The sequence below is a fragment of the Sphingomonas sp. TREG-RG-20F-R18-01 genome (assembly GCF_022662475.1).
GTDB lineage: Bacteria > Pseudomonadota > Alphaproteobacteria > Sphingomonadales > Sphingomonadaceae > Sphingomonas.
This window is the reverse complement of record NZ_JAKNQQ010000012.1, coordinates 1-22,318: the sequence shown is the minus strand read 5'-3', so window position 1 is coordinate 22,318 and position 22,318 is coordinate 1. Positions and strand designations below refer to the sequence as shown.

Annotated in this window: 31 protein-coding genes and 1 pseudogene; 27 read left to right on the top strand and 5 right to left on the bottom strand. The window is 62.0% G+C overall.

Annotation, left to right across the window (positions count from 1 at the left end):
- Positions 1–105 precede the first annotated feature (105 nt).
- The 19 genes from L8K25_RS19705 (at position 106) to L8K25_RS19615 (ending at position 12,930) form a co-directional block, all read left to right on the top strand.
- On the top strand, positions 106–1,029 hold the full coding sequence (locus tag L8K25_RS19705; protein ID WP_242140703.1) for a zincin-like metallopeptidase domain-containing protein: 924 nt from the start codon (positions 106–108) through the stop codon (positions 1,027–1,029).
- Positions 1,026–1,997 (top strand): phosphoadenosine phosphosulfate reductase family protein, encoded by a 972-nt coding sequence (locus tag L8K25_RS19700; RefSeq protein ID WP_242140702.1) that lies wholly within the window; start codon positions 1,026–1,028, stop codon positions 1,995–1,997. The genes L8K25_RS19705 and L8K25_RS19700 overlap by 4 nt, the downstream gene beginning before the upstream one ends.
- A 125-nt stretch (positions 1,998–2,122) precedes the next feature.
- Positions 2,123–2,674 (top strand): hypothetical protein, encoded by a 552-nt coding sequence (locus tag L8K25_RS19695; RefSeq protein ID WP_242140701.1) that lies wholly within the window; start codon positions 2,123–2,125, stop codon positions 2,672–2,674.
- Between the two features lie 87 nt (positions 2,675–2,761).
- Positions 2,762–3,574 (top strand): IS5 family transposase, encoded by an 813-nt coding sequence (locus tag L8K25_RS19690; protein ID WP_242140700.1) that lies wholly within the window; start codon positions 2,762–2,764, stop codon positions 3,572–3,574.
- A gap of 281 nt (positions 3,575–3,855) precedes the next feature.
- Complete coding sequence (locus L8K25_RS19685) at positions 3,856–4,476, top strand: N-6 DNA methylase (RefSeq protein WP_242140699.1); 621 nt, start codon at positions 3,856–3,858, stop codon at positions 4,474–4,476.
- Between the two features lie 53 nt (positions 4,477–4,529).
- Positions 4,530–4,988 carry a hypothetical protein gene (locus L8K25_RS19680; RefSeq protein WP_242140698.1) on the top strand — a complete coding sequence of 153 codons (459 nt, stop codon included), beginning with the start codon at positions 4,530–4,532 and terminating at the stop codon, positions 4,986–4,988.
- 46 nt (positions 4,989–5,034) lie between these two features.
- Positions 5,035–6,168, top strand: a complete 1,134-nt coding sequence (locus tag L8K25_RS19675; protein WP_242140697.1) for a type ISP restriction/modification enzyme — start codon at positions 5,035–5,037, stop codon at positions 6,166–6,168.
- Between the two features lie 84 nt (positions 6,169–6,252).
- The gene (locus tag L8K25_RS19670) at positions 6,253–6,885 is read left to right on the top strand and encodes a hypothetical protein (protein ID WP_242140696.1); all 633 of its coding nucleotides are present in this window, start codon (positions 6,253–6,255) and stop codon (positions 6,883–6,885) included.
- A 138-nt stretch (positions 6,886–7,023) separates the two neighbouring features.
- Complete coding sequence (locus tag L8K25_RS19665; protein WP_242140695.1) at positions 7,024–7,521, top strand: hypothetical protein; 498 nt, start codon at positions 7,024–7,026, stop codon at positions 7,519–7,521.
- Positions 7,514–8,458: a hypothetical protein gene (locus L8K25_RS19660; RefSeq protein ID WP_242140694.1), complete on the top strand. Its 945-nt coding sequence runs from the start codon at positions 7,514–7,516 to the stop codon at positions 8,456–8,458. The genes L8K25_RS19665 and L8K25_RS19660 overlap by 8 nt, the downstream gene beginning before the upstream one ends.
- Entirely contained in the window at positions 8,451–8,687 is a 237-nt protein-coding gene (locus tag L8K25_RS19655) for a hypothetical protein (protein WP_242140693.1), read from the top strand. Before L8K25_RS19660 ends, L8K25_RS19655 begins: the two co-directional genes overlap by 8 nt.
- A gap of 72 nt (positions 8,688–8,759) precedes the next feature.
- The gene (locus tag L8K25_RS19650) at positions 8,760–9,071 is read left to right on the top strand and encodes a hypothetical protein (RefSeq protein ID WP_242140692.1); all 312 of its coding nucleotides are present in this window, start codon (positions 8,760–8,762) and stop codon (positions 9,069–9,071) included.
- Between the two features lie 52 nt (positions 9,072–9,123).
- A complete protein-coding gene (locus tag L8K25_RS19645) occupies positions 9,124–9,609 on the top strand; it encodes a hypothetical protein (protein ID WP_242140691.1) in 486 nt (161 codons plus the stop codon).
- A gap of 225 nt (positions 9,610–9,834) precedes the next feature.
- Entirely contained in the window at positions 9,835–10,794 is a 960-nt protein-coding gene (locus L8K25_RS19640; RefSeq protein ID WP_242140690.1) for a DUF2493 domain-containing protein, read from the top strand.
- 106 nt (positions 10,795–10,900) lie between these two features.
- Positions 10,901–11,134, top strand: coding sequence for a hypothetical protein (locus L8K25_RS19635; RefSeq protein WP_242140689.1), 234 nt, complete (start codon positions 10,901–10,903; stop codon positions 11,132–11,134).
- Between the two features lie 87 nt (positions 11,135–11,221).
- Positions 11,222–11,680, top strand: coding sequence for a hypothetical protein (locus L8K25_RS19630; RefSeq protein WP_242140688.1), 459 nt, complete (start codon positions 11,222–11,224; stop codon positions 11,678–11,680).
- Positions 11,681–11,870: 190 nt separating this feature from the next.
- Positions 11,871–12,161, top strand: coding sequence for a hypothetical protein (locus L8K25_RS19625; protein WP_242140687.1), 291 nt, complete (start codon positions 11,871–11,873; stop codon positions 12,159–12,161).
- A complete protein-coding gene (locus tag L8K25_RS19620; protein ID WP_242140686.1) occupies positions 12,158–12,445 on the top strand; it encodes a hypothetical protein in 288 nt (95 codons plus the stop codon). The genes L8K25_RS19625 and L8K25_RS19620 overlap by 4 nt, the downstream gene beginning before the upstream one ends.
- Entirely contained in the window at positions 12,442–12,930 is a 489-nt protein-coding gene (locus L8K25_RS19615; RefSeq protein ID WP_242140685.1) for a DUF6884 domain-containing protein, read from the top strand. Before L8K25_RS19620 ends, L8K25_RS19615 begins: the two co-directional genes overlap by 4 nt.
- Before the next feature lie 120 nt (positions 12,931–13,050).
- Here the strand turns inward: L8K25_RS19615 and L8K25_RS19610 are convergent, their stop codons facing one another.
- On the bottom strand, positions 13,051–13,566 hold the full coding sequence (locus tag L8K25_RS19610) for a hypothetical protein (protein WP_242140684.1): 516 nt from the start codon (positions 13,564–13,566) through the stop codon (positions 13,051–13,053).
- A 766-nt stretch (positions 13,567–14,332) separates the two neighbouring features.
- On the opposite strand from L8K25_RS19610, the gene L8K25_RS19605 reads away from it, so the two are divergent.
- Positions 14,333–14,743: a single-stranded DNA-binding protein gene (locus tag L8K25_RS19605; protein WP_242140683.1), complete on the top strand. Its 411-nt coding sequence runs from the start codon at positions 14,333–14,335 to the stop codon at positions 14,741–14,743.
- 59 nt (positions 14,744–14,802) lie between these two features.
- Here L8K25_RS19605 and L8K25_RS19600 read toward each other — a convergent pair whose 3' ends face one another.
- Positions 14,803–15,153 carry a response regulator gene (locus L8K25_RS19600; RefSeq protein ID WP_242140745.1) on the bottom strand — a complete coding sequence of 117 codons (351 nt, stop codon included), beginning with the start codon at positions 15,151–15,153 and terminating at the stop codon, positions 14,803–14,805.
- Positions 15,154–15,747: 594 nt separating this feature from the next.
- Here L8K25_RS19600 and L8K25_RS19595 point away from each other — a divergent pair.
- Positions 15,748–15,912, top strand: a complete 165-nt coding sequence (locus tag L8K25_RS19595; protein WP_242140682.1) for a hypothetical protein — start codon at positions 15,748–15,750, stop codon at positions 15,910–15,912.
- Between the two features lie 310 nt (positions 15,913–16,222).
- The gene (locus tag L8K25_RS19590) at positions 16,223–16,480 is read left to right on the top strand and encodes a hypothetical protein (protein ID WP_242140681.1); all 258 of its coding nucleotides are present in this window, start codon (positions 16,223–16,225) and stop codon (positions 16,478–16,480) included.
- Between the two features lie 97 nt (positions 16,481–16,577).
- Here L8K25_RS19590 and L8K25_RS19585 read toward each other — a convergent pair whose 3' ends face one another.
- Entirely contained in the window at positions 16,578–16,904 is a 327-nt protein-coding gene (locus L8K25_RS19585) for a hypothetical protein (protein WP_242140680.1), read from the bottom strand.
- Positions 16,905–17,154: 250 nt separating this feature from the next.
- Between L8K25_RS19585 and L8K25_RS19580 the strand changes: the two genes are divergently transcribed.
- Positions 17,155–17,547: a DUF3768 domain-containing protein gene (locus L8K25_RS19580; RefSeq protein ID WP_242140679.1), complete on the top strand. Its 393-nt coding sequence runs from the start codon at positions 17,155–17,157 to the stop codon at positions 17,545–17,547.
- A gap of 59 nt (positions 17,548–17,606) precedes the next feature.
- The gene (locus tag L8K25_RS19575) at positions 17,607–17,813 is read left to right on the top strand and encodes an antitoxin VbhA family protein (protein ID WP_242140678.1); all 207 of its coding nucleotides are present in this window, start codon (positions 17,607–17,609) and stop codon (positions 17,811–17,813) included.
- A 10-nt stretch (positions 17,814–17,823) separates the two neighbouring features.
- Here the strand turns inward: L8K25_RS19575 and L8K25_RS19570 are convergent, their stop codons facing one another.
- Positions 17,824–18,078, bottom strand: a complete 255-nt coding sequence (locus L8K25_RS19570) for a hypothetical protein (RefSeq protein ID WP_242140677.1) — start codon at positions 18,076–18,078, stop codon at positions 17,824–17,826.
- An 815-nt stretch (positions 18,079–18,893) separates the two neighbouring features.
- Here L8K25_RS19570 and L8K25_RS19565 point away from each other — a divergent pair.
- Positions 18,894–19,403, top strand: coding sequence for a MucR family transcriptional regulator (locus L8K25_RS19565; protein ID WP_242140676.1), 510 nt, complete (start codon positions 18,894–18,896; stop codon positions 19,401–19,403).
- Positions 19,404–19,902: 499 nt separating this feature from the next.
- On the opposite strand, the pseudogene L8K25_RS19560 reads toward L8K25_RS19565, so the two are convergent.
- Positions 19,903–20,208: pseudogene (locus tag L8K25_RS19560) on the bottom strand (DUF4113 domain-containing protein); the annotation flags it as partial.
- A gap of 957 nt (positions 20,209–21,165) precedes the next feature.
- On the opposite strand from L8K25_RS19560, the gene L8K25_RS19555 reads away from it, so the two are divergent.
- Together L8K25_RS19555 and L8K25_RS19550 are read left to right on the top strand one after the other, a co-directional pair.
- Positions 21,166–21,849, top strand: a complete 684-nt coding sequence (locus tag L8K25_RS19555; RefSeq protein WP_242140675.1) for an AAA family ATPase — start codon at positions 21,166–21,168, stop codon at positions 21,847–21,849.
- Entirely contained in the window at positions 21,846–22,229 is a 384-nt protein-coding gene (locus tag L8K25_RS19550) for a hypothetical protein (RefSeq protein WP_242140674.1), read from the top strand. The genes L8K25_RS19555 and L8K25_RS19550 overlap by 4 nt, the downstream gene beginning before the upstream one ends.
- The last annotated feature ends 89 nt before the right edge of the window (positions 22,230–22,318 follow it).

Genomic DNA, 22,318 nt, shown 5'->3' with positions numbered 1-22,318 from the left:
CGGCACTCTTCGCGAGTGTCGCCCCTCTTTTTGTGACCCGGCACCGCCCTCTCCAGAGGGGAGAAAGCTGACGCGGGTTGCCTCAACCAGATCAGGAGAACGATCGTGGCACAGACCAACGACAAGCCGTCGCCTGCCGACATCATCACCAACACCATCATCGACAAGCTGGAATCGGGCGTGCGCCCCTGGGTCAAACCGTGGCGCCCCGGCCTTGGCGGCCGTCCGCTGCGCGCGACCGGCGACCCCTACAAGGGCATAAACTGCTTCTGGTTGTGGCTGTGCGCCGAGGGCGCTGGCTACAACTCGCGCACCTGGATGACGTACAAGCAGGCGCAGGCCCTTGGCGGCCAGGTCCGCGAGGGCGAGCGCTCTCAGATCGCCATCTTCTACAAATCTTACAGCAAGACCGTGGAATCGGTCGTGACTGGCGACACCACAGACGAGATGCGCCGCGTGCTGCGCTCCTACGCGGTGTTCAACTGCGACCAGATTGACGGCCTATCGCCGGACTACTACCCCAGCCCGGTCAGCATCGTTCCTCCCGCTGACCAGCTCCCCGACCGCGCGCAGCGCTTCATCGACGCACTGCCGGCGAAGGTCCAGATGCGTGGCGATCGCGCGTTCTACGACCGCATCGCCGACAGCATCACCATGCCGCCCGTGGAACTGTTCTCGACCTGCGCGTATTGGGCCTCGACCCTCGCCCATGAAGCCGGCCATTGGAGTGGCCACCCCGACCGCCTCGATCGCACCTTCGGCACACGGTTCGGCGACGACGCTTACGCCTTCGAGGAGCTGTGCGCCGAGATGACCTCCGCGCTACTTGGTGCTGATCTGGGCCTGCCGACCTCGCACATGGACGACCACGCCGCGTATATCGGCTCGTGGTTGAAGGTCCTGCGCAAGGACAGCCGCGCGATCATGACCGCAGCCGCCAAAGCCGAAGCCGCAGCCGGCTACCTGCTCCGCGCGACGGGTCTCGACGTCTCGGCCGAGTCCGAGGATCAGATCCGTGAAGCAGCATGACCGGGCAGGACGCCCGCCTCGACCTAGGCGCCTACCGGCGCTTCGTCGTGGCGTTCAGTGGCGGCAAGGACAGCCTTGCCGCCCTCCTGCACCTCCTCAGCCTCGGCGTGCCTTCGCACGCCATTGAGCTGCACCATCATGATGTCGATGGCCACGGCCCGACCTTCATGGATTGGCCTTGCACGCCCGGCTATGTCCGCGCGATCGCCGAGCATTTCGGCATCGCGCTCTACGTCTCGTGGCGCGAGGGCGGCTTCGCGCGCGAGCTGGCGCGCGACGACGCGCCGACCGCGCCGATTGCGTTCGAGACTCCAACCGGCATCGGCCGTGCCGGAGGTAACGGCCCTGCCGGCACGCGCGGGCTCTTTCCCCAAACGTCTCCCGATCTTCGGGTGCGCTGGTGCAGCCCCGCGCTGAAGATCGACGTCCTCGCGGCCGCGATCCGGAATCAATCGCGGTTCCTCGACGGCCGCACGCTCGTCATCACCGGCGAGCGCGCCGAGGAAAGTCCCTCGCGTGCGCGCTATGCGACGCTCGAGCCGCATCGCACGTCGACCCTCACCCGCGCCGTTGACCATTGGCGTCCGGTTCATGGATGGATCGAGGGCGAAGTCTGGGACGTGCTCTCGCGATCGGGAATTAGGCCCCATCCGGCCTACGTCCTGGGATGGGGCCGACTGTCGTGTCGCGCGTGCATTTTTGGCTCGCCCGACCAGTGGGCCACGCTTCGGCTCGTTTTCCCGTCGGCTTTCCAGCGTGTTGCCGCCCGCGAGGCGGCGAGTGGAAAGACGATCCATCGCGCGCTCAGCATCATGCAGCTCGCCGATCGCGGCACCCCGTTTCCGGCTGCTTTGCTCCATCCCGACGAACTCGCTCAAGCCGACGATCCAGCGTGGCGTCTCTCAATCGTGGCGGATCGTTGGACGCTCCCTGCCGGCGCTTTCGGCGACAATGCAGGGCCGTTATGATGGCCAGAATCCAACCAATCACGGGGCACGACGATCGGTCGGGGGGCCGCAGTCGACAGAAGCTGACAAAAAAAGGACACGCTGCTAGCCTCGGCTTCGGGCCACCTGGCTCTGTGGGGATTGGTTTGAGCCGGCATCTGATTAATGAGTATCGCGCGGATCTTGACCGCCTACGAGCAGTTTCAGGTAGCAGACGCGAGAGCGTGCTTCGTGAAGCATTCAAGGATCTACTGAAGGGATGGGGACGTACCAACGATCTCCTGTTCGTCCCTGAACACGACATCGTTACCCCTCAGAAGAACCGTATCTACCTTGATGGAGCATTGCTTCATGCTCTGCGAGTGCCCTTTGGCTATTGGGAAGCCAAGGACGCCGATGACGATTTAGACGCCGAGATTGCCGCGAAGACGCGAAAAGGCTATCCTCGCGACAATATCATATACTCAGACGACCACACAGCCGTCCTCTTACAAGATGGCCGTGAGGTGTCCCGTGTTTCGATGGAAGACACAGAGGCCCTCTACGGCCTCATGGATCGGTTCTTCAGCCATGAAAGGCAGGAGATTGCCGACTTTAACAAAGCAGTTCGTCAGTTCGCTCAGGACTTGCCAGCCGTTCTGGAAGCCCTCCGCGATCTCATCGCTAAAAAGCTGATAGGATCACCCGCTTTCGCTTAGAGGCCGTGTCAGAATGGTAGTGTAACGGTGGACGATCGAGCTTCGATGTGATTCCGGGCGGTTGCGAGACCAGACCTGGAAGACATCATGTGGAACCCGACCGCCCGTGCGCTGCATAGCCGCGCAGGGCTGCGCTATGGAAGCGATCTGACCGATGCGGAGTGGGCGATCGTCGCACCGCTGCTGCCCAAGCCTTGCGAGCGAGGGCGACGCCGCCGATGGCACTGGCGTGAGGTGCTCGACGCGATCTTCTATGTGCTGAGGGCAGGCTGTCCCTGGCGTTTTCTGCCCGATAGCTTCCCGCCGTGGCGCACCGTCTATCGCTGGTTCGGCGAACTCCGCGACGCAGGCGCGTTCGAAAGCCTGAACCACCACCTCGTCCAGATGGATCGTGCCCGGGTTGGGCGCGAGCCAATGCCCTCGGCAGCCGTGATCGACAGCCAGAGCGTGAAGACCACCGAGGCCGGCGGCCCGCGCGGCTACGATGCGGGCAAGAAGATCAAAGGGCGAAAGCGTCATGCCATGGTCGACACTGATGGCCGAACGCTCGAACTGCTGGTGCATCCGGCCGACGTGCAGGATCGCGACGGCGCCGTGCCCCTGCTCAAGCTGTCCCGCGGTCGGCACCCGTTCGTGAAGCTTGCCTATGCCGACAGTGCATATTCCAGTCCTCGGGTCGCAATGGCGACGTCAATCGGGATCGAGATCGTGCGCAAATTCGCCGATCAGACCGGCTTCGTCGCGCATCCGCGACGGTGGGTCGTCGAACGGACATTCGCGTGGCTCAATCGCAACCGACGCCTCGCCAAGGACTTTGAGCAGACCATCCGATCCGCAACCGCCTTCCTTTATGCCGCCTCAGCCATGATGCTCATCCGACGATTGGCTCGTTACGCATGAGATTCGAAACGGACTCTAAGGCGGAAAAAGCGTTACTTAGACATGCTCAAGATGCAATCAATCCAGCTGTCAACGAAGCCGACGTCCAAGAGATGTTAATCCAGCATATTTTAACAGAGGACATATTCGCAAAGGTATTTGACAACCCGGACTTCCACCGGCAAAATAATGTTGCGTCTGAACTTTAAATACTTGAAGAAAAGCTCTTCGCTCGCGGCGAGAAGTCGACTCTGCTTAGGGCGCTTTCTCCGTACTACTCTGGAATTGCCGCCACTGCTGCCGTGATTCAAAGTCACTCGGAAAAGCAAGGATTTTTAAAAGGCCTCTACGAGAAATTTTATAAGGTATATAACGTTAAGGCGGCCGATCGGCTCGGCGTTGTTTACACACCGGGCGAAATCGTTCGGTTTATGATCCGATCTGCGGATTGGCTTTGCGAGCAACATTTCGATAAGAATCTCATCGACCGAGGTGTGGAGATCTTAGACCCTGCGACCGGGACAGGGACGTTCATAGTCGAGCTTCTCGAACACTTTCGCGGTAACAAGGAAAAGTTAAGGCATAAATACGCTGAGGAACTCCACGCTAACGAAGTGTGGATTCTGCCGTATTATGTCGCGAATCTAAACATCGAAGCCACCTATCAATCTATCGTTGGTGAATTCGCAGAGTTCGAAAATCTCTGTTTCGTTGATACGCTCGATAATGTTGACGCACTCGGCATACATTCTGGACACCAATTCGACCTGCTCGGCACGCTAACCGACGAAAATATAGAGCGTATCAAGCGCCAAAATAGACGAAAGATAAGCGTGATTATCGGGAACCCCCGTATAACGCTAATCAGCAAAATGAAAACGATAATAACAAAAACCGCGCCTACGCGCATATCGATACAATAATCAAGAACACTTACATAAAGACGTCTGTCGCACAGAAAACCAAGCTTTATGATATGTACGCCCGCTTCTTTCGATGGGCAAGTGATCGTCTAGGCGACGAAGGGCTTGTCGCATTTGTTACAAATAATAGCTTTCTTGAGACTTGCACATTTGATGGATTTCACAAAAGTATCGCTAAGGATTTCAGTGAAGCCTGGGTAGTCGACCTGAAGGGAAATGCGAGACGCAGCGGCGAGCAGCGGCGCCGCGAGGGCGGCAATATATTTGAAGACAAGATCAAGGTGGGTGTTGCAATCACTTTACTTGTGCGTCGTAAAGAGAAGCAGGCTTTCAAATTGCATTATCTGGCGGTCGACGATTACAAACGGGATGATGATAAGCGGTCCTTCATAGCGCGCTGCAAACTTACAGACGAGGGATTCACTACCATCACGCCGACTGCCGCTGGTGATTGGCTGAACCAAAACCAAGGCAGCGCTTGGGAGACATTTCTGCCGATCGTGGGCGGCTAAACTCAGCGGATCTGCTGCCGAGCGCAATGACCCGGCCATATTCTCAATGTCGTCCTTCGGCACGGTCTCTAATCAGGATGAGTGGGTCTATGACTACTCTCTGTCGCATCTGAAGGAAAAGTTGGGATTCTATATCGATACCTATAATCAGACCGTGCGTTCACTTCCTATTGATCGAAATGTCGATATATCCGGTAATTTCGACGGTACTATAAAATGGTCATCTGACTTAAGAACATATGCTAAAGCGCGCAAGATTCTGACCGTTGATGATGCCGCCTTCGTTCGGTCTCTTTATAGGCCGTTCAACAAGAAATATTATTATTATAGTTCTGACCTAAATTGGTCGCTGTATAAAATACCGGACATCTTCCCGCGAAGCGACCATGGCAATAAGGCGTTTTTCTTCACAGACCGTGGTGGGCGCAGTCAGTTTTCCGCTCTCGCAGTCGACACCGTGGGGGATCTGCATGTCTGCGCGAGCTCGGACGGCTTTCAAGCCGTTGCACGTTACCGGTTCGATAAGAACGGAGAGCAGATCGACAACATTACAGATTGGGCGAGAAACAAATTCGTCAAACAGTACGGTAGGAAGGCGTCCAGTAAAGACGCTATTTTCCAATATATATACGGAGTCCTACATGACCCACTTTACCGAGAGACGTACGCGCAAAATCTTAAGCGGGAGTTCCCAAGAATCCCATTCTATCCCGATTCCTTAAAGTGGGCAGCATGGGGTGAGCGCCTAATGGCGCTTCATATTGGCTACGAGGCCATAGACCCGTGGCCATTAAATCGGAAGGAGACCGCCGCGCGAAGGGCTGAAGGTTCACATCCGAAGCCGGTTTTGAAGTCGAGTCCCGAGGAAGGTCGCGTTCTCATCGATGCTGACACGCGCATTGATGATATCCCTTCGGAGGCATGGAAGTATCGGCTCGGAAACCGCTCAGCAATCGATTGGGTACTTGAGCAGCATAAGGGGAAGAAGCCTCGGGACGCAACGATCGGTAAAATGTTCAACACTTACGCGTTCGCTGATTACAAGGAGGAAATGATTGATCTCCTCGCGAAGGTAGTCAGGGTTAGCTTGGAGACGGTCGAGATCACGGACGAGATGAGTCTCGCTGATCGCTCCGCTCTGAATATCGCTAAATCTAAGGGGGTTGGCTCCGATAAATAGGTCTCTCAGGGCCCTCCTATGAGGGCAGAGGAGAGGAAGCCTTCGGCCTTTTGAGCGCGCCCTGGCGCTCAGGAGGTTCGTCCGATGCTCTACGACACGATCTACCGCCACAATCAGGCGCTCTCCCCCGCGGGCCTGGAGACGCTGCCGGCTGCGCTCCACGCCCTCAACGCCGCGGTCGACGACTGCCGGCGTGCCGGCAAGCCGCTCGACCGGGACGCTGCAGTCCTTCTGCTGATCCGCAACCTGGCCGACGTCGCCGACCGTGACGCGCCCAGCGCGAACGATCTGCGCATACGCTGCGCCGAGGAGCGTATGGCGGCGATCGCCGCCCCTGCCCTGCTCGACATCGCCGGCAACTCTGTCGCCGGCGACCCTGCGGCCAAACGCACTTTCCACTATCAGGTGCGTCGCGCGCTCGCCCGTCTCGCCGAGGCGATCGGGCTCGATCCCGATGATGCCCGTATCAATACGGTGATGGGCCGCGACGAGGACGAGGGCACGACCGAGTTGCGCCACGCCGATCTGTCGATCCGCGTCGTGCCTCGCAGCTTTCTCCCCGACAGCGAGATCACGTTTAATCGCTGCCGCGCGGGTGAACACGCAGGACAGGTTCACCGCGCGCCGATCGCCGAGCTGTTGGACGCCCCGGCGTTCCAGCGTCGTCTCACCGCCTCCATCGGCATGGGCGCTCCGCGCCTCGCCGCTGCCGCCTGATCCCACCAAATCCGGAGAACCGTCATGGGTTGGCTCTTTATGCGCGATATGGACGGCTAAGCCGTCCCGCGCTCCTATCTCGACAACCAGTTCACCTACGCGCGTGACGATCACCGTCTCACCGTGCTGGCCTCGTCCATGGTCGCGTCGACCTATTACGCCGCGTGCGAACGCATCGAGGCGAACGGCGACCGGCAGGTCTTCGCCGTCGTGTGCCTGACCAAGCACAACCGGCGATCGACCGACGGTCACGTCTTTGGGTACAAAGACATGACCGAACATATGGGGCCATGCGAAAGCGAGTGCCCCGCCGCGATCCTAGACGAGCTGACCGCGACTGACAGCGAGTACGCGTTGGATTGGCGCGCGCGCTGCCGCGCCAATCTGATCCGACGCAAGCTGGAGCAGGCCAAGCCGACACCGAAGCCCGGGCAGACGATCATCTTCGATGAGCCCATGCGCTTCAGCGATGGCAGCGACCGCGCCCGCTTCGAGGTCGTCGCCAATCCCAAGGGCAAGACGCCACTTTTCCGCGACCCGGAGAGCTTGGCGATCTGCCGGATCCCGGCCTTCCGCAAGCGGGCCTACCGCATCGTCCACGCCGCGATCGTCGTCAGGGACGCGGCCAATGGCTGACCGCCCGCCCGTCATCGCCGCCTGGGGCGCCGGCGTCGATTCCACCGCCATGATCGTCGAGCTCGCCGAACGCGGCGAGCCCCTAGATATGGTTCTCTTCGCCGATCTCGGCGCCGAGAAGTCGAACACCTATGCCTTTATCCCGCTGTTTCGAGCGTGGATGGCAGAGCGCGGCATCGCGTCCGAGATCGTCCGCTACCAGCCCCACAACTTCAAGCACTGGCCGCCCTATGCGGGCATCGCCGAGAACATGTTGACCAACGCCACCCTGCCCTCCGTGGTCTTTGGTGGGGGGTCCTGTTCGCAGAAATGGAAGGCGGCCCCGCAAGATGCGTGGACTGCAAAGTGGGAGCCGGCGCGCCGCTGCTGGGACGCAGGCGACCGCGTCGTAAAGCTGATCGGCTATGACGCCTCGGGACGCGACACGCAGCGTTACCGCCATGCGATCGGGTGCGAGGATCCTCGCTACGCCTATCGCTACCCTTTGCGGGAATGGGGTTGGTCTCGCGCCGAATGCGAGGCGCGCATTGCGCGCGCCGGCCTGCCCGTCCCGCCCAAATCGAGCTGCTTTTTTTGCGGCAGCATCAAACCCGACGAAGTGCTCGAGCTTTCAATTCCGGAGCTGGGCGTCATCGTGCTGATGGAGGCACGCGCCAAGCCGCGCCTCCGCAACGTCGACGGTCTCTGGCGCAAACCGGTTCTGGGCCGTCGCGGCGCTACGCCGCGCCCCGGCAGTATCACCGAGTTCATCCGCGAACGCGGCCTCCTTCCCCCGGCCGAGATCGATCACATCACCCGGACCGCGCCTTTGGCGCTGCTCGACTTCCAGGCGGTCCAGGCCGCGCTTCCCGTCGAGCAACGCGCCTCCATGGGGCGCTGGCTCGACGACTTCCATCGCGCGACCGACGCGCTCGAAAGGAGCCGGCCCCATGCCTAGCGCCATCATCAAGCAATTCGTCGTCGAAGGCGCAACCGACTTCCCATTCGCCATGCTGACGGCCGACGAGTGCTGGCCAGCGCGCGCCGCTGATGCGGCTGCGATCGCCGGCAGCCAGCTCGATGCCGGTGCGGCTACGCCGCCCCGCAAGATCATCCTCGCCACCGTCGCGAAATATGCGCCCAACCGCCAGTGCTGGATCGCCGCTGGCTGGCGCGTGATCGACTGAAAAGCCGCCCGGAGGGGAGGCGTCCTTTGGACAGATGAGCTTTTGGCTCCTGGTCGAGAAAGGATTTTCATCATGCGCAGCGTTGCCATTTACCTCACCCAACGGCTCTATGGCGGCCCCGAGGAAGGTGGCTGGTGGTACGACGCCGGTGAACTCTGCACCGATCCGGTGCTGACCGCCTTCGGGGTCACCTTCCCCGACGGTCACGAGGACCGTGCCGCGCGAATGTCGATCGAGGTTCAGGCGCATCTCGATCGCGACTGGAACACCGGCGACCACGCGCGGCCGATCAGCAGCGTCCTCTCCGCTGGGCGCTTCGAGGCCCGCGTCCACGATGGCTGGCCCCCTCTCGCCTATCCGGCCGAGCGTCCCCGCTACGAATGACCCGAACCGCTTGGGGTTCTCCCATTTTACCAACCTTCAGGAGTCCGGTCCCATGAAGACCTTCACCGTCCACTGCGAATACCCTGCCCATTACCGTGCGGAAATCACGGTCGAGGCGGAGGATGTTGTCAGCGCCTGCCGCTCCGCGATCGATGCGTCACACACGACCGACGGGTGGAAGAGCCTGGACACGGAGCATCCCACCTATGTCAGCGCAATCGCAGAAGGAGCCGACGTCGATCCCTGGCGCTTCGTCCCCGATGGAGACGATGCCTCCGTCCTGCCCGTCCCGGGCGTGTTCTCTGGTGTGGCGGCCTCCGCGGGCTATGCCGCGACCCGGAGCGAGGATCTGGTCGACCAACTCCGCATCATGGTCGACGCGATCGGCGCCGATGGAAGGTTGAGGATCACTCCAGCTGCGATGGTCCGCTTGTGTGCAACGGGGCAGGCACTTCTCGACGATATCGCGACGTTCGGGTTGAGCCCCACTTCAAACGTAGCAGCAAGCGTGGTCACGTCTGCGCCCGACGCCACCTGACGCCCGACAGCCTTCCGCCAGAGAGATGCGGCACATGGGCGGCCGCGAGACCCCCGCAACCGCAAAAATCCGGGCCGAGTTGCCGCTATGCGGCTGCCCGCACCACCCCGGTTTTGCGGTTTCCCTGCGCTGCGCTTCGGTGCGGATGCCTCTTATTCGGCCGCCCAGGAGGTGCGCATCCGGCGGATAGGCCGCCGGCCTCGATCAGATGAAGGGCTTGACCCCATGACCACTTCCCTCGCTGCCGCACTCTCCGCTCTGGAGCTGGGACACCTCGAACCCCGCGCCGAAGACGTTTCGGGCATGTGCCCACCCTCGACTGAGGCACTGGAGCAGACCACCACCGCAATCTGGAGCGACCTGTTCGCAACCCTCCAGAACACGTCGCTCGAGCGCGACATCGAGGAGATGGGCTGGGGCCTAGTCAATCTCTTCCACCGGGCCGCGGCAAAGAAGCACGCGACGATCGACCGTCTCACCGACGAAATCAGGCTCCTCCTGGCCGAGCAGGACGGTTCGGAGATCAACACCTCCAACCTCGAGGACAAGATCGACCTTGCGAAGAAGATCGAGGAAGCCGCCACCTGCTACGAACACATGCGCGACACCGCAGCGGCACACTATATCCGCGAAACCGGTCGTTCCTGGATCCCGTCGACCGGCAACCGCATTTCGCTCGGGGTTACGTCGGCAATCGTTGACGGACGCGCCTTCCTCCAGGCTCGGCGCGAGCGGGTCCGCGACGCCAACACGGCACAGGGCACGCCCGTAGTGTTTGCCGGGGGACGTCTGACCTTCCGGACCGACGAGGACATGAAGGCGTTTGGCGACAATCTGCTGCGCACCCTGGGTGCGGTTCGGGAGCGCGTCGGCGACATGTATCTCGTCCATGGTGGCGACATGAAGGGGATCGAGCGCATCGCGGCATCGTGGGCCGAACAGCACGGTGTCCAGCAAGTCCGCTTCGGTCTCGATCGCAAGCTCGGAGATCGAGCCGGCTTCCGTCGCAACGAGCAGATGCTCTCGCTGAAACCCCGCTACGTCATCGCCTTCCAGGGCAACGGCGTGACCGAGCGTCTGGTAATCGACGCCAAGAAGGCCGGCATCCGCGTGGTCGATCGTCGCGGCCCACTCGGCACCCCACCCGCAGCACAGAACGCTCAGCGCGACCGCAAGGTCGCCTGAGCTTCGGCTCGGCCGCTGGTACGCCAGCGGTCGAGCCGATGGCGGCTTGCCGCACACCGCCCCGAACGGGGCGTATCGATCATCAACCCGCCAAGGAGCGCACACCATGTCACGCCCGAATCCGTTCCAGACCGCCGCCCATTGCTGGCGCTTCGCGCTGCGCCGGGCGTCGGCAGCCGGCGAAACCTTCCATATCGTAATGACGGACGATCCCGCCGCTCCGCGCGCGGTCATGTCCGATCGCGAGCTGTTCGCTCGCGAGGATCTCACGCCTGACGACATCGAGGCGTCCTGCGACCCGTTCCTGTTGGGGATCAGCAACGCCGGATCCCGGCCATAGTCGGGCCTTGAACCCGAGCGCCGACAGAGGAGAGGATGCTCCGAGCGCTGCGAGCGACCGATCCCCGGTCCGCACGGAGCCAGCAAGATGACCGAGACCCTGACCATCGGCACGATCCCAGCCGAGGAGGATTGCGCCCAACTCGGACGTACTCCCGACTTCCAACGGCTAACCCGCCTCGAAGTCGATTGCTACCAAGCCGCGCTGATCGCACGCTACGGCCCGCCTCCTCCCGGAGCGACCTTCGCGCGCGACACCTCGAACCACGATTTCGGGCGCTACACCGAACTCGCGTTGCGCTTCGATCCTTCGGACGAAGCCCAGGCCGCTTACGCCATGCTCGCCGACAAAGGGTTCGGCCGCTGGTTTCACGCCGGCTTCACCGGCCCGGTCGAGTACCCCGACAGCGCATCCCTGGTGCTCCACCACGCGGATCTTGCTGCCGCGATCCGCTCCGCGATCAGCATCATGCGGCCGCCCTACCCCGAGGGCGAACAGGCGATCGCCAACCTCCGCGCCCATTATCCGGAATTGGTCTCGGCCTGATGGCACGCGACTGCATCCCGCACCCGCGCCACGTCATCCAGCCCCTCGTGATCGGGCGTCAGCCCGATCTCTTCGATGGCCCGACCGTGACGCACGAGCAGCCGCCCAAGCCGGTCCCGCACACCTGGAGCCGGGACTCCCTGCGCTACCTCAGAGCCACTGGCTCCAACCCCGATTAAGGATGCCGACCATGGCCGATTATTCCAAACCCGTCCGCGTCGCGGTGCCGGACTGGACCGACGAGGAGCTACGCACCCTCGTCGACTTTCGACGCCGCAACGGACGCCGGTGGAAGAGCAAGCTGCTTGACCTCTATCTGTTCGGCAAGGATGACAGCGAGCCGAACAGCGCTAGCCTTCGACACATCAGGAACCGCCAAGGCCCAAGCCGGGTGGATGCCCTGAGCAAGGCGACTCTCGATGATGTCGAGAAGCGCCTTGCGCCGATCGCCGACCGCCCATCGCAAGGGGATGCGCCATGAGCCGCCACGACTATCGGAACGACGCAGCCCGCGTCTCGATCGGCTGGGACGCTCCGCTTGCAACCTTCTTCCTACAGGTCTGGACCGGCGACATCGACGATGAGGACGCTGCCCCGGCGATCTGGCTCGGAGGCTTCTACGGCGAAGCCCCGCAACCCGACCCGCTGATCGCGGTCGCCCGCCGCCACATCCCCGACCTGCCCGCGACACTCCATCGCCAACTCACCGTCGATCGACTTGGAGCCCCGGCACGCCCGCGCCGTCCGGGTCTGATCGACCCGTGACGGCAACAGCCGACCCGACCCCGTGTGTCTATCTGGTGGCCTGCGTTTCGCAGAAGCTCGATCGGCGCGCATGCGCGGCCGACCTCTATCGCTCGGACTGGTTCCGCAAAGCACGAACCTATGTCGAGGAGACCGGCGAGCGCTGGTTCATCCTCTCGGCCGCACACGGCCTCGTGAAGCCCTCGCAGCGCGTCGTGCCTTATGACGCCTCGCTCCGCGACCTGACGGCCGCAGAGCGGCGTCTGTGGGGCGAGAAGACGACGCGGCAGCTACGCCGCGCGATCGGGCCTCGCCATGCCGGCCCGATCGTCTTCCTGGCAGGACGTCTCTACCGCGAGCCGCTGCTCGCCTTCGCAGGCAACCGCGCCACCATCCCCATGCTCGGCATGGGCATCGGCCAACAGAAAGCATGGCTTGCCGCGCAAATTGTCGAACAACGCGAGCGCGCGTGGCGCACCGCTCAATTAGATCTGTTCGCCAACTAGCTCTTGGCGGACCCGCTTGCGGCGCAGCAGCCACCATATCAAAGCAAAATACGCGATGTTCATCGCAAACAGCAGCATATGGAAGTAGAGCCCCGCCTTACCCTCATAATCGCGGATGCGCTACTCGTAGGCTTCAAACCCGCCCGTCAGGGTCACGTTCTTATCGATCTTGCCGTTGCAGGGGTGCAGCGGCGACTTCAGGGCATAATCTGGAATCGGCGACTTCTTTTTGACGGCGAGACTGACCGTTTTGCCCGTGCGATCAATGGTCCATGTTGAGATAGCGCAGATCGACGCGTCGCTGTGGAAGGTGATAAACCGATTGTCCCAACTGTCGATGTCGTAAGGCGTTACGTCAAGGTTGAGGAAGCGGTCAAAGACGTCTGCGGTTGCAACATTGCATGTCTTGGCACCCCTATCGCAGGAGACATCGGTGCTTCCGAGAACCATACGGTCGCCTTCTTCCTCCGCGTTCGTGTTCTCCATCGTTCCCTTTGCGTGGAAATATCCTTGGTCCCAACTCTCAGGACTGAAATCCATAGACGCGACCATTACCGGCACGGCATTGTGTTCAAACTGAGTGTAAGTCGCGAGATATAGCGCCATCACAGCGCACCAGCCGATCAGGACAAGCAAGACCTTTCCTGCCCATGCTGCCCCGCTTTTAAGCTTCCTCTGAACCGTCATTCCGCGCCCCCCAAACTCTCGCGAAATTGGCACAAGAGCAAACCAATGGGTATCCGCATGGATGACGCGGAGCGGTTCCTTGGTGGCGAGGCCCGGGAAGCTGCCCCGGCCGTCCTCCCAGGCCAGACGGAGCGCGTCACCTCACCCCGTTGGTCCGCGCGCTGGCTTCGCTGCGCTATGCCGAGGGGCATGCGTTGTCGGCAGCACGACAGCCGCGCCGAGCCCCTGCCATCCAGCCGGAGAGCTGCGTAGCACGAACCACCCCATCGTCATCTCGACAACCATGACGCGCGCGCCGTGACAGCAAGGGCGGCACCAAGGTCCACGCCGCAACTCGCATCCTTCAAGTGGCCCTGGCGCAGGGCGGATGCACCAGCGAGGAAGGGTGTCAGAGCCGCCCCGGGTAGCGAGGTCGAGCCACAACGACACTGCCGGGCGAATGAGGCGACAAGGGCGTCCTGCACACGGTTCCATATCCATGTCCCGCCCGTGGCGGTTCATCCCCTCTCTTTCCTGAACGACCTAATCCGGCCGTCCACCCCCTCCAACCCGCGATCATTCGGGCCGAGTTGCCGCTGCGCGGCTGCCCGCACCACCCCTTTGATCGGGGTTTCCCTACGCGCTTCGCGCTCCGGTGGAGAGGGCGTCCTGGCCGTCTTTTTTGGTGTTCAGTCGAGGGGACGAACCCCCGGCGAACACAAAAAGGAACCTCGAAATGCAGAACCTCGTCATCCTCGCCGGCAACGTCGGCGCCACGCCTGAAGTCCGCACCACCCAGGGCGGTGCCAAGATCACCAGCTTCAGCCTCGCTACCTCGCGCCCAAAGCGCGACAGCGACGGCAAGACCATGAAGGACGGCGACGGTCGCCGGGTCGAGGACACCGAATGGCACCGCATCACCTGCTTCAACGGCACTGGCAAGACGGTCGCCCAGTATGTCGAGAAGGGCCAGAAGGTCATGGTCCGAGGCCGCATCCACTACACCCGCTGGACCGACAGCGAGAACATCGAGCGCTACGGCGTCGAGATCATCGCCGACGAAGTGACCTTCCTCAGCCGCGGTCGCCAGAGCCAAGGCAACACGCAGGACCACGGCGGTCTGGAGGACGATGACGTCCCCTTCTGAACCGGGGAGGGAACGGCCCGGAGCTACGGCTCCGGGCCTCTCTCCATGTTCGCCGCAGCTCAGACGGCCTGCGTGAGAGGCACCGGCTTTTTCCCATTGGGTAGCGTCTCGCGCAAATGGTCGTGAACCATGCGCGTGTTGAACGGCTTGCCGAGGAACGTCGCCTTGTCTGGCATGTCCCCAGCTTCTGGTTTCCGCCGACCGCTCGAGATGACGATCTCGATGTGGGGCCAGTGCGCCGCAACATGATGCGCCAGCGCGAACCCATTCATGTCGCCGGGCATCTCGACATCGGAAAACACCAGTATGACGTTGTCTGCATGGACCTCGAGGAGCGTTACCGCTTCGTACCCGGTGCCCGCTTCATGACATCGAAAGCCAGCCTCTCGGAGGATCTCGCAAGCGTCCATCAGGATCAGGGCATCGTCGTCAACGACAAGAGCATAGGGTTCGGTTGATAGGTCCATTGATGCTCAACCGTTGATCTAAGTCAAAAGACCCCGATCAATTTACGGCGTCTCCCGGCTGCGCCGGGACCGTCGCTCTATTCCGCTTCGCTCCACCGAGCCCCTATGGGTCTCGGCCCATTCGGGTGACGATCAACTGACGGGCGCGTAGCGCGCAGGAAATCCTTTTCCGAAAAGCGGCAACATCTTTCCACCCCAGGCACAGCCAGGGCGGCCTTGCAGCCACGCGAACTCTCACGCGATCGGGGGACGCAGAGTATGGCTACGAGGAACAAGCGACCGCCATGCGTGAGCGAGGGGGACGTCACCGGCGACCCAGCGCTGAGCACGACGCTCCGGCCAGCGAGCTTCACCCCGCTCTTTGAGGCGCAATCCTTGGGCCGGCTCGGGGCCTTATACGATCAACCCGTGAAGGGTCCGGGCGCTTCGCTACGGCTTTTTTCGCTGAGCGAAAAAAGTGATCGCGGCCCCTCCCCGTCCCTGTCGGGCGCCTGTCGAGCGGGGATGAACCCCGCCGGCTTCACAGGAGCCTCGGACATGTTCAACGATATCTGGATCGCCCGCAAAAACGCCATGAGCCTCGCAAAGACCCTGATGGTGGCAACCATGGTCATCGCCGTCGGCACAGGGTACGCCGTCATCACCGCCGAAGATCACGACAGCTCGGTCGTCGTCGTGAACGAATACGACCCCTTCGCCTGACCGGGTGGGGGCCGGAAGGCCCCCGCGCCTTCCTTAGGCGCAAAAAGACCAGGGCCAGAACGGGCATCGAGCCCGCCCCGGCCCCGCGCGATGCGCGGCTGCGGCACGGTTGGGGTTGGCTCATTCGTGTGTCTGTCATTGTGACATGGGTGGCGGCGAGCGCGTCAAGGATCGGCGGTCCCCCCAAAATCCTTACGTATTTTGGCTCCCCCACCGCCCGCTGGCGCGGCCGCTTGCGCGGTCCCTGACCCCCTCGCCCGGAGCCCGTGTCGGGGCGCTTGCGCACACTAACGTGCACAAGGAGAAGCCTATGCAGATCGATCTGTATCAAACATTCAAAGCAATCAACGTCAGCGACGAACAGGCAAAGCTGGTGGTATCCAGCCTTGAGGAGTATATCGATAGCATGGTTGGAGACGCTACAAAGCCGCTTCAGGAGAAGATCGACGGGCTGCAACGCTCGCTCGATACGCACATGAAAACCCAGACCTGGGTCATCAGCATCATCGGCTTTACCATCGTCGCACTGACGGCAGTCGGAACGCTGGTCTCGATCCTGCGGCACTGACCAAGAGGGGGCTTTACACCCCCTTTTTTTGCTCACCGCCTAATGTTTGGTGGCGGGATCCAGATCGAACCCTATCGCGCCAAGACGAGCCGAGCGGTCAGCGTCGCGCCGTCCGCACAGGCGGCAGAACCTCAAACGCTGTCACCAGCTCCGGATCGCGCAGCAAAGTCGTCCACTGGCCGCCATAGGTCCGCGATGCCAGGTAGAAGGTCGAGCTGATGCACTCGACCATCCGGCACCGCTCCAGCTTGTCGATCAACGAATAGCCGGGGCCATGCCGTGCCACGATGTCGTTGAGGTCGGCCCGCATCAGCGTCCCGCAGCCGCAGCACCGCGTCCGGACCAGAGCATTCATGCGCAGCATCTCGCCCGCGCTCTCCATCCAGCGGGGCCACAGGGTGACAATGTCGGCAGCCGTTTCCATGGCCGGACGATACGCCCCGATCGCGACAGTCGTCCAGCGTCAGGATCAGGGCATGGCCTCCCCCTTGTCGCCAATCAGCGGGGTGTTCGGGCTCTCAGTCCTCGCCGGGGCGTCCACCCGCGCAAGCCCGCCCAAGCGGGCTTCTCCTCTGCGTTTCGACCCTGCGGGTGCGCTTACGTGAACTATGCCCCGGCAGTCCTGTCGCCTGTCGAACGACCCCGATTGGCGGGGTCAGGACGAGGAGACCATCATGGCCGAGCAAACGCCGCATTCAGACCGCGCCAAGGGTGGCGTAACCGAGATCGCGCAGCTCAACGACTGGCTACGCGAACACATCACCGCACCCGGCAACAACCGCGTCGTGATGACTATCGGGATTGCCGAGCTTATCGGCGACGTCAGCCTGTTTCGGGGATGGCGCAACCGCGCCCAGATCCTGCGTGAGGTGCGCGATTTCGACGCATTCGACAACGCCATCAACCCGCACGGCGAGCGCGACATGGGCAAGTTCGAGTTCGCGGGCGTGCCCTGCTACTGGAAGATCGACTATTACAATCTCGACCTCACCGCTGGTTCTGAGGATCCGTCCGATCCCTTCCAGACCGTCCGTGTCCTCACCATCATGCGAACCGATGAGCGATGACCTTCCGCCCCGGCGCTCAGTCGCCGGGGTATACCACCATCTACCGAAAGGATCGGATCATGACCGTCGAAACGATCAACCAGATCAGCGCAAGCGAGCGGACACGCCGTCACCGTGAAGTCGATTTCGCTCGTGGCAACGTCCGCCACGAAGGCGGCATCCTCTCCGAGGAAATCGAGCGTCTCAACGCCCGCTACGTCGCCGGCGAGATCGACAGCGACGAGCTGACCGCCGCCATCCTCCGATCGCAGACCGTCAAGCCCTAGCGAGGATGATCTACAGGCCCGGACTTCCTTTCCCGGTCACATAGGGATGTTCGGCTCTGACCAGCTCGATCGCCGCTTCGATCCAGCGGCGGTCGTCCTGCGTCCCGCTCACCTCGACCCGCCAGTTGGATCGCGGGTGGTAAGCGAGCGAGAGAATTTCGACCAATCCGACCAGCGCGTCCCATCGGGCAGTAGGGGTCTCGCTGGCGCCGGCGATCACCGTCACCAGCGTTGCGCGCAGCTCGATCGCAGTAGGCACACTCATCAGTCGTCGCGTACCCCCCAAGCGTTTCAAAACTCTGTCGTCGACGCCCTTCTATCGTGACGATCGGTCAGGGCCGGCGTCAAGGATGCGCGGTGCCCCCAATTTTGCCGCGGCCTGCGTTTTCGCTGCGCTTCACTCCGGCCGCGACAAAATCGGCACCCCCACGCCCCGCTTCGCGGCCGCTGCGCGGTCCTGTGACTCCGGCCCCGACCGACCGTCGGCCGCACCCGTCTTAGGCGAACAGACGGAGGTTCACATGCACACGCACACCGCACGCACCCAGGCATGGCTGGCTGAACTGGCAAGCATCCAGGCAGAGATCGCAGCACACGGAATGCCCGCCCCCGCACCCCGGCCCGCTCGCAAGCGGACCCGCAGGCTCAAGCCACTTTGGGAAGAATGACCAAGGACGGGGCGGCACCGCCGCCCCGCTCTCGCCCTGTCTCACACCGTGCGCTGTGCCATCGTTTTCCGGATGACAGGTCCAGATGGACCTACGGACCGAGCCGCTGGATGACGTAACTGCCATTGCATCGATTGCACTTGCGATCGGCTCTTCGCAGGTGCAGCAAAGACAGGCCTTTCAGGCATCCTCTCCTAAAACTTCCAGGCCGTCCTTTGGGCGGCCTTTTTTTGTCCATCGATGCGCTAAGCCGTATTTGGGCGATCATCGCTCGGCTGCGACGCCTCGCGCGCTGCCGGAATCTCGCCTGCACTGATCGACACGCGCCGCATGCTTTGCCAGAACTGCGGACCTTGGACAGCTTGGGGTGGGATCGGTTATGATCGGCACCGCTATGCAACAGGGAATAGATATGGACGAGAAGACTGACAGGATTGCGTTGGCAGCCGAACTCACCGCTGCGTGGCTTGCGAACCCGAATACCCGACCCGAAGCCGATGCTGTCCCGGCTTTCCTTACCTCGATGCACGCGGCCCTGGTGAAGCTGGACGCCCCGGGCGAAGCCGATCAACAGCCCGCCGCGCCAACCGACGCGGAATATCCACCGGCAACGACCGCGCGAAAGTCGCTGGCGTCGCCCGATCAGATCATATCCATGATCGACGGAAAGCCGTACCGAACCCTACGCCGGCATCTGAGCAGCAACGGGCTTACGCCCGAGGAATACCGCGCCCGCTATAATCTCAAACCCGATTATCCGATGGTAGCGCCGGCCTACAGCGAGGCACGTCGCGCGATGGCTAAGCAGATCGGCCTTGGACGGAAACCCAAGATGCCAGAGGCAGAGCCGGAAGGACCGTCGCCCGCGCCGACGCCAGCACCGACACCCCGGCGCAAGCTCAAGGTGGCAACGCCTGCATAGGTCAGGATCGCAAAAGACCATTCGGTCACGCGATCGTGAAACCAAATAATGCACGAAATCCCGCTCTCGCTGTATGATACCCTTGGGTGACAGCGATGGGGAGTTCACAGCCCCTGCCGCAAATCATGTCACCCAAAGGAGGTGATATTGATTTGACCATGTATGAAACCGCAATGGTCGTGCTGACTGGTGTTTCGCTAGTCGTCGCGATCGTCACGCTGGGCCGGAAGTAATTCCGGCTTAGCGGGGGGCGGAGGTCTCACAGGGCCTTCGCCCTTTCTTCCAAGAAAAAGGCCGGCGCTGTTTACGGCGCCAGCCCCGGAAGTTTGAACCCGCCGCGTTCACAGCGCGACGGGTTCAGGTAAGTGACACCGATCTGACTCGATGAAACCGCACACCCCATATACGCCATCCATCCTGAAAATCTAGTTTCAGGATGGATGGCCCTCACGCTCTGAGCGAAAATCCACTTTCGTAGAACCCGTCCCCTGCCCCGCACCTATCGCGCTATCGGTATCTCCCCGATCCGGGTCGTCCATGCTGGGCTCTTCTGGCTTCGCTTCGTATCGAACCCGCGCGCCCCGAACCCCTGCGCTGCGATCCCTACCGTCCCGCGTCCAAAACGATCGTTGAGGCCATCCATAGCCGCCAGCAAACCGGGCGCACTCGTATCCTCCACGGCGAACAAGTCCCCCTGCCCCGCGCCCTGCGGCAGCAGCTCCTTAAGCAGGACGCCGTACTTCGTATAGATCCCCCCGGGCTGATACATCGCCTCCATCACGCTACCGGCGAGGCCGGCGATGACGACCATCCGGAATGGCGACGCTGAGCCCCTGCCCTTTTGGTCATTCTTTGATGTTGGCCCCTGCTCCAGCAAGCCGCTCGTGCCATCAGACATAGGCCCAACCGTGATCGCTGCCACTTCGGAGCGGCGAAAGGTACCGACCATGCCGAGCGCGCCCGGTCGCGGTATGAGCGCAGGTCAGTGCCATCGATCGTGTGCAGCATATCGCGCAGCGCGTCACCATCGGCAGGACGCTTCTTGGTGGCTGGATCGTCACGCTTGCCGCGACGCATCGTTCGCACCGCCTTGTCCAGCCGTGCCGCATCCGCCGTGCTTGGGCAGATCGACTTCGGCCGCGGAACGTCCAAGCGGTCTCGCCGAAAGCTCCCGCCCTCCCGGCGCCCGCTGCGGCCGTTGGGGTACGAATCAGGTTTCGGCGAGCAGCGTCAGGAACGCAGCAATAATCGCCGGTATTGCCGGCGACGGCCGGTAGCAGTTCTCCGAACATCAGGCGTAAAAGTGCCCGAAGGCGGATTGGCAGGCCCTAAGCGTCGCTTCGGATTACGCGCGGGCGACATAACCGTCGACGAGAATTATGATCCGCTGCTTGCACTCGTGCAAGCAGGCTGCTTGCTTATAAATAGCGCTCTGGCAAGCGGCCTCGCAAGCGATCATAAAAGCGCAAGCGCAAGCGCAAGCGCAAGCGCAAGCACAAGCACAAGCACAAGCACAAGCACAAGCACAAGCACAAGCACAGGCACAGGCACAGGCACAAGCGCAAGCGCCCGCGCAAGCGCAGGCAAAAGCGCTAGCAAAAGCGCTAGCACATGCACAAGCGCAATGGCTGGCGCTTGTGCAAGGGCAAGCGATTGGGCGAGCGCAAGCGCTAGACATCCGCAAGCTAAAGCGATATCGATTGCGACAGCGCATGCGCTAGCTAACTCGCAAGCGGCTGCGCAATCCTGATGGGGGGGCTCCATGTCCGTAATTTCGATCGGCAATCCAAAAGGCGGGGCGGGTAAAACCACACTTGCGCTAGTGCTCGCGGACCAGCTCCACGAGAACGGAGTCAAGACCGCCGTCATCGATGCTGATCCGAACGCGATCATAGCCAAGTGGGCTGCGAAGCGAACTCAGGCGGGGAAGGGCGTCCCTTACACAGTCGTCCCCCGGCCGACCGAAGGCGAGATGATCCAAACAATCGAGCGCCTGTCTGAGACGCACAGCATCGTTATCATCGACCTTGAGGGTGCCGCCTCACGAATGACTTCGCGCGCTCTCGCACGGTCACACATGGTCCTCATTCCATTCAATCAATCGCCGGTTGATGCAGAACTCGCGGCGACAGCGGTCGCACTTATCGAGGAAGAAAGCGAAGCGCTTGGCCGCCGGATCCCGTATCGGTTGGTACGTAGCCGAGACAGCGCAGCGATTGCGACGAAGACGTCCAAGCGCATTGCAAGTGCGATTGAAGAGGCCGGGCTGCCGACACTGAGCGTGGGCCTCGTCGAGCGAGCCGCCTACCGGGACATATATGAGTTCGGAGCGTTGCTGCGCGAGTTAAGTCCGGCCGAAACATCAGGCCTCCCTAGGGCCCAAGAGAACGCGCAAGCCCTGGCTGAAGCCGTGATCGAAGCGCTGCGCGTGGAGTACAAGGCATGAGCAACTTCGGGTTTAAAAAACCGGGGGCAAGCGGAGAAGATACCAAGAGGCCGGGTCTCGATCTCGAAGGCATCCCGACGGGACCAATCGCGCTAGATCCTGCGAAGGAGCGAGAGGCCGTGCAAAGGGGTGAAGCACTTGGCTTCACCGATCGCGGTCAGAATGAGGACACTCAGAAGGGCAGGGGGCGCCGCCGACAGAAGCCTCCAGCCACGCCGATGGAGGTCATCTATGTCCGCGCGCCCAAAGAATTGGCGGAATGGTTTCAAAACTACACCGACGCCCAAGGTCACAAGGCATACTGGCAGTCGATCCAGGACATGCGGGATCTGATCGAACGACGGCGTGACGCCGGCACGGAACGACAGCCGCAGGAATGAGCCGTTAGAAGGGCCTGACGTTGATGACGCCCTCGCACGTGATCGCGTTCAAGCAGGCAAGCACCGGCTAGAGAGGCCGGCTAGCCGAG